Source organism: uncultured Methanobrevibacter sp. (genome assembly GCF_937906425.1).
Taxonomy (GTDB): domain Archaea; phylum Methanobacteriota; class Methanobacteria; order Methanobacteriales; family Methanobacteriaceae; genus Methanobrevibacter.
In genome coordinates this window covers 1-4926 of the sequence record NZ_CALCYR010000069.1, presented here as the reverse complement: position 1 = coordinate 4926, position 4926 = coordinate 1, and the positions used below count along the sequence as shown (strand labels likewise).

4 protein-coding genes and 2 tRNA genes are annotated in these 4926 nt (G+C 30.6%); 2 read left to right on the top strand and 4 right to left on the bottom strand.

Translation table 11 applies throughout. The features are described from left to right. Positions 1–247: 247 nt before the first annotated feature. Entirely contained in the window at positions 248–1444 is a 1197-nt protein-coding gene (locus Q0138_RS01910; protein ID WP_297980135.1) for a TIGR00375 family protein, read from the top strand. A 250-nt stretch (positions 1445–1694) separates the two neighbouring features. Here the strand turns inward: Q0138_RS01910 and Q0138_RS01905 are convergent. The 4 genes from Q0138_RS01905 to Q0138_RS01890 all read right to left on the bottom strand — a co-directional run bounded on the left by Q0138_RS01905 (position 1695) and on the right by Q0138_RS01890 (position 3994). Continuing rightward, positions 1695–1768 (bottom strand) — tRNA-Arg (locus tag Q0138_RS01905). Between the two features lie 88 nt (positions 1769–1856). After that, positions 1857–1930 (bottom strand) — tRNA-Arg (locus tag Q0138_RS01900). 356 nt (positions 1931–2286) lie between these two features. Beyond that, positions 2287–2871 (bottom strand): hypothetical protein, encoded by a 585-nt coding sequence (locus Q0138_RS01895; protein WP_297980133.1) that lies wholly within the window; start codon positions 2869–2871, stop codon positions 2287–2289. 556 nt (positions 2872–3427) lie between these two features. Further along, a complete protein-coding gene (locus tag Q0138_RS01890) occupies positions 3428–3994 on the bottom strand; it encodes an endoglucanase (RefSeq protein WP_297980130.1) in 567 nt (188 codons plus the stop codon). Between the two features lie 412 nt (positions 3995–4406). Between Q0138_RS01890 and Q0138_RS01885 the strand changes: the two genes are divergently transcribed. Then, a partial coding sequence (locus tag Q0138_RS01885) for a LysR family transcriptional regulator (RefSeq protein WP_346662262.1) occupies positions 4407–4926 on the top strand: 520 nt, incomplete at its 3' end.

The window sequence follows — 4926 nt, the reverse complement described above, 5'->3', positions numbered from 1 at the left end:
TTTTAAATATTTAATTTGGTTTGTATTTTTTATTTTTAATTTTTATTTTGTTTTTAAATATTTAATTTGGTTTGTATTTTTTATTTTTAATTTTTATTTTGTTTTTTTTTGAGTTTTATTTTTATTTTTAAAATATTTAATTTGAATGAATTTAAATTTTCTTATTAATTTTGTTATTAAGATATAAATTCATTTTTAGGGCTGTTTTTTTTTAAAATATTTATACTAAAAAGTTTAATCATTATTTATGTTAGTTAATGCAGATTTACATATTCACAGTTGTTTTTCAATGGCTACTTCCAAAGATATGGTGATACGTAATATTGCTCCAAAGTCTCGTCAAAAGGGTTTAAATCTTATTGGAACCGGTGATGCCTTTCATCCAAAATGGTTGGACATTATTGAGGAGAGCACTGAATATAAGGGGGATGGAATCTATAGTCTTGATGAGATTGATTTTGTACTTACAACTGAAGTTGAGGGAAAACACAAGATCCATCATTTAATCATTATTCCAAGCCTTGAGATTGCTCGTGAATTGTCTTCCAAGCTTGTTTCTGCAAACAAGAATATTGATGGAAGGCCTAAAAGTCCATTGGGAGGGGCTGAGCTATTGGAACTTGTTCGTGAATATGACTGTATGATAGGTCCTGCCCATGCCTTCACTCCATGGACTGGAATGTATAAGACATATGACAGCATTTATGATTGTTATGAAAAGAAGGTTGATTTTGTTGAATTAGGATTATCTGCAGATACTGATATGGCTGATTGTGTAAAGGAACTTTCTGATTTTGTATTTCTATCCAATTCAGATGCTCATTCTCCTTGGCCCCATAGATTAGGTAGGGAATTTAATCAGATTGAAATGGAAGATGTGTCCTACACCTCTCTTAGGAAGGCTTTTTCAAAAAAGACTGTAAGGGCAAATTACGGTCTTCTTCCAAATTTGGGCAAGTATCACATGACTGCATGTACCAAATGTTATAGGATTGTAGATCCTGAAATTGCAATTAGGGACAAGATGAAATGTTCCTGTGGCGGAAGGATTAAAAAGGGTGTTGATTTTAGGATAAATGAGATTTCAGATTATGACAAGCCTCATCATCCAAGTCATAGACCTGAATATGTTCACTTGATGCCTCTTGCTGAAATGATTGCAATGGTTTATGGAAAGGGAATTACCACAAAGACAGTTCAAGGCATTTGGCAAAAGTTGATTGACAGTTTTGGCCCTGAAATAGATGTTTTGATTAATGTTCCATTGGAGGATATAAAATCAGTTGATGAAAAGATCTGTGAGGGAATTAAGTCTTTTAGAAAAAAGAGCCTTGAAATTACTCCTGGTGGCGGGGGAAAATATGGTGAGATTTCCTTTTCCAGAGAATTTGTTGAAGAGAAGGAGGCATCTGAATCAACAGTCACCTTGGATAGCTTTTTTTAGTTAGTTAAAGTTTTTTAAAAAACCTTTCACTTTTTTGTTTTTTAAAAAATGATTTTTAAATTTTTTATTGGATTAAAATTAGTTTTTGTTTTTTAAAAATGATTTTTAAATTTTTTATTGGATTAAAATTAGTTTTTCTGTTCTTGTTTTTTTTAGTGTTAATTGTTTAAAATTAGTTTTTTGGTCTTTTTTATGGTGTATTATTGTTTTAAAATTAGTTTTTGTGATGAAAATTAGGTTTTAAAAAAAGCAGGCTTGGCGGGATTTGAACCCGCGGTCTTTAGATTAGGAGTCTAACGCCCTTCCAGACTAGGCTACAAGCCTAAAATTTACTACTTTTATTAAACATTTATTAAATTGCCTAAAAAGAGTTGAAAATGTTTAAAAAGTTAAATAAAAAAAGTAATAAGAGCGGACCCGCCGGGATTTGAACCCGGGACCTTCGGATTAGAAGTCCGACGCCCTGTCCAGCTAGGCTACGGGCCCTTATTCACATGATAAATTTATTATGTTTTTTATGGTATATAAAAGTATTGGTAAATTAAATTTATCTTTTTTTTTTAAAAAAATTAGAATGTTTTTTTAATTGTTTTTTAGTCTTTTTTTAAAGATTAGATTGTATTTATTGTTTTTAGTCTTTTTTAAAAAATTAGAATAGAATTAATTGTTTTTAAAAATTTACTTTTATATTCCCTTATTTTATAAAATAGAAATAAACATTTAATTAAATTATTCATGCTTTGTTTTTTCTCTAATTAAGGTGTCTAATTAGTTTTTTTAATTTAATTAAATTGTTTATTCATTATTTCATTTATTTAAATTTTAATTTTATTAATTTTAAATTATCCTGTACTGTTTGTGCTGTTGGTTTTATTGGAACTAGAACTAGAACTGGAGCTTGAACTTGAGTCACTGGATGATGAACTTCCTCCTGTAACCTCTTTATTCCAGGATCCTTCTAATATTCTGCCAGTACCTGATCCAACAAGAGCATAACCGGTATTTCCTTTGTCATCTTTTAAAAGACAAGTGTAATATCCTCCGGAATTGTATTTTACACTATAACACCATGCACCAGACCATGCAGCATTTGCAGCTATTTGTTTAGCTCTTTCAGGACTTATATTGTGTTTGACTGTTGAGCCACTTGAACCGCTTGAACTGCTTGATGAAGAACTTGAACTTGTTCCAGTGCTTCCACTGCCAGTTCCGCCGGTTCCGGATGAAGCCCCTGTTCCAGCTACACTGCTTCCTTCAGTTCCATTAGTGGAGTTATTTCCAATTCCAGTATTTCCTTGTGCATCTGGAGTAAATCCAGACAAGTCATTAAATACAGCGTTACTATCATTTGTTAATCCGTATGCAGTTACACCAGCTGCAATACATAACACAATGATAATGGATATTAAGATACTTGAATTATCCATTATATCACCTCTTTAATCCTTTTATTATTCAATTAAAAAAGTTTTTTAAAATTATTGTAAACATGATTAATAAAAGTTAGTTTAAGTTTTATTTTTTAAGTATAATATGTTTTACTATATTTTACTTTTTTATCGGGTTTTTGATATTTAAGTTTATTTTTATAAAACTTTTTAAAAAGAGTTGTTTTTATTTAGATTTGCTTAGATTTGTTTAAAACAGGGTTTTAGTTTAAAAGTGGAGTTTTAATTTTTAAAAAAGAATTTTAGTTTTTTAAAAGTAGGGTTTTAGTTTAAAAGTGGAGTTTTAATTTTTAAAAAGAATTTTAGTTTTTAAAAGTAGAGTTTTAGTTTAAAATTAGAGTTTTAGTTTTTAAAAGTAGAGTTTTAGTTTAAAAGTAGAGTTTTAGTTTAAAATTAGAGTTTTAATTTTAAAAAAGAATTTTAGTTTTTAAAAGTAGAGTTTTAGTTTAAAATTAGAGTTTAAATTTTAAAAAAAGAATTTGTTCTGTTTAAAAAAGAAAAAAATAAGGAGAGTTTATCTCCTAAAATTTATTGCTTAAACTTTTCCTAAGTTAGCACCGCTGTAACTGATTCCAATTGCGTCAACTAATTCTCCATTGGAATTGTAAATGTAACAGATGTACATGGATCCGCTGTCTGTAACTTTTCCTACATATGCCCCATCTTCTGCAATGTATCCGCTAGCAATGCTGCTTGCTTGGGATGAGGAAATTTTACTGGTACTTGATGAACTTCCACCACTGCTTCCTCCATTGCCTGATGAACTTCCACCACTGCTTCCTCCATTACCTGATGAACTTCCACCATTAGCGCCATTTGATCCACTTCCTGAACTAGAACCGCTTGAGCTTGAACTGCTGGAACCGCTTGAGCTTGAGCTTGAGCTTCCGCTGTTGCTGTCAGAGATACTTAATCCAGAATCATCACCGTTATCCAAACTAATGCCATCTATTCCATCATCTCCAGAATCTGAGCCATCTGCTGAAAATCCGGTTAAATCACTAAATACTGCATTATCGCCTTCACTAATTCCATATGCAGTTACGCCTGCAGCAATACATAATACAATAATTACAGAAATTATGATATTGGAATTATCCATTTTTTCACCTCACTTTTATTTTGAAGATAATTGAAAACTTATATGAATATAAAAGTATGATTTTATTTTATTTAATGTTTTTGCATAAAATTCTTTCTTTCATTTTGGTATATTGCATAAAAATTAAATAAATTGATAAAATAATTTTCAATTTTTGAATTAAGTTTTATAATTTGTTTATTTTATTTAAAATTATAAAAGTTTAAAACGACTTCTTTAGCAATTATTATAATATTAATTTGCATTTTATTTATATCTTTTCATAGCTATTGAAAATTATTATTTTTATTTTAATTGTATAAAATAAATTTTAAAGAATTTTTAATTATTTTTTTTAGAAAAGTATTATTTTGTTTTTTTTAAAGCCGTATTAACCAATGCATTTTCCGCATCAGTATGATATACTTTGTATATGAATATCAATTATTTTTCCGAATTCTTAATACTTGCAGGAACGCTTAATTTCAGAACAGCTTCCCAGAAGATGTTCATTTCCCAGTCTACCCTCTCCCGCCATATGGAGAGCCTGGAAAATGAGCTCGGTACCCGTCTGTTCAATCGTACGACCCAGAATGTTTCGCTCACTGAGACCGGTCGTCTCCTGCTTAAGCGCGCAGAAGGACTTATCGATGAATATAATGATATTAAAGAACAGATAGAGCTTATCGAATCCAATCTTAAAGGGCACTTAAGGATAGGCGTACCTTATTACAGCGTTGCCGACTATCTGGGTTCTATCCCTACAGAATTTGAGATGAAATATCCTGATATCAGGACTGAATATATAGTAGATACACCTACAGACGTCCATACCAACCTGGTTAATAATAAAACCGACATCGGATTCCTGGTAGATTATAAGCTCTCTCGCAGCTCCTCTCTTGAATATGTGCCTGTATACAAGGAGCGCATCGGAGTTGTTCTGAATACCC

Excerpts from the sequence above, each read along its gene's own strand:
- Q0138_RS01910 (WP_297980135.1), top strand. The coding sequence starts at position 248 with ATGTTAGTTAATGCAGATTTACATATTCACAGTTGTTTTTCAATGGCT.
- Q0138_RS01895 (WP_297980133.1), bottom strand. The coding sequence starts at position 2,871 with ATGGATAATTCAAGTATCTTAATATCCATTATCATTGTGTTATGTATT.
- Q0138_RS01890 (WP_297980130.1), bottom strand. The coding sequence starts at position 3,994 with ATGGATAATTCCAATATCATAATTTCTGTAATTATTGTATTATGTATT.